Here is a 1,604-nt window from a genome sequence, read left to right on the forward strand (position 1 = left end):
CCGCAGGACCTCGGGCTGGGCGAGGCGGGACACGGTCTGCTCGGCGCGGTCGTCGAGTCGCCCGGCTCGGGCGGGATCAGCGCCGTCGGACGCCTCTCGCTCGCCACCCACTCCTGGCTGGAGGACCACGCCGTCTCGGGACGTGTGGTCGTGCCCGGGGCGGCGCTCGTGGAGATGGCGTCGTTCGTCGGCGGCCTGACCGGCTGCGACCGGCTGGAGGAACTGCTGATCGACGCGCCGGTGGTGCTCCCGGACGAGGGCGGCCTCAGCATCCAGGTCAGCGCGACAGGCACGGACGAACACGGACGCCGCGAAGTCACCATCCACACCCGGCCCGACGACTCGGACGACGTCGACGAGGCCGACGCGTGGACCCGGCACGCCAGCGGTGTGCTGGCGCCGGCCGGCGAGGCCGGTGCGGCGGACGGACAGTGGGCGGTCGCGTGGCCCCCCGCGCAGGCCGAGCCGCTGTCGGTGGAGGAGCTGTACGCGGGCCTCAGCGGAGCGGGGCTCGACTACGGGCCCGTCTTCGCCGCCGTACGCGGCATCTGGCGCGGCCAGGAGCCCGGCGAGGTGTTCGCGGAGATCGCGTTGCCCGAGGGCATGTCGGCGAACGGCTTCACCCTGCACCCGGCCCTGCTCGATGCCGCCCTGCACACGATCGGCGTGGACGGCGGCCTCAGCGGCGCCACCGGACCGATGGTCCCCTTCGCGTGGAACGGCGTGACACTGAACCCGGCCGAGACGAGCAGCGCGCGCGTCCGCGTGGCGCCGGTCACCGGCGGCCAGGGCATGAACGTGACGGTCGCCGACGCTGCCGGTGCCGTCCTAGCCGCCGTCGACTCGCTGGTCCTGCGGCCGATGGCCGTCGGCGGCATGCAGGTCAGCTCCCGGCTGATCCGCGAATCGCTGCTCACCCTCGACTGGACGGCCGTCCAGAACGAGCCCGGGACGACTTCGGGCGCCGGCTGGGCACTCATCGGCCCGGGCGAGGCCACCGGCCTCCCGGACGCCGCCCGCCACGACGGCATCGCGGGGCTCCTCAAGGCGATCGAGGCCGGAGCCCCGGCACCGGACGTCGTCGTCCTGACCTGCCCGCAGACCGGCGACGCGGTCTCCACGGTCGGCGAGTTCACGATCGACGTGCTCGGCGCGATACAGGGCTGGCTCGGCGCCCCGCAACTCTCCGAGTCCCGGCTCGCGGTCGTGACCGTGCAGGCCACCGGCGCCAACGGCCTGCTCGGCGGGCCGGTCTGGGGCCTAGGCCGCGTCGCCCAGGCGGAGCAGGACGGGCGCGTGCTGCTGATCGACGTCGAGAGCCCGGACGAGGTCGGGGCAGGCGTCGCAGTGGCGCTCGCCTCGGGCGAGGGCCAGGTGGCGCTGCACGGCGGCCGGGCCTCGGCCGCCCGGCTGGCCCGCTACACGCCGGGCCTCAGCCGCCCGAACGGCGCCTCGGACGAGGCGTGGCGGCTCGGCTTCCACGAGCGCGGGACGCTGGAACAACTGCGTCTGGTCCCGACCGACGCCGGATCGGCGCGGTTGGAGCCGGGGCAGGTGCGGGTGGCTGTGCGTGCGGCGGGCGTGAACTTCCGGGACGTGCTCAA

The 1,604-nt window shown here is 75.2% G+C and carries 1 protein-coding gene; it reads left to right on the plus strand.

Annotated features, from left to right (window positions below; genetic code table 11):
- Positions 1-1,604 (plus strand): polyketide synthase dehydratase domain-containing protein (locus tag ACWCV3_RS28885; protein ID WP_451230313.1); only part of this gene is annotated, 1,604 nt, incomplete at both ends.

It is taken from the genome of Streptomyces sp. NPDC001781, assembly GCF_053596035.1.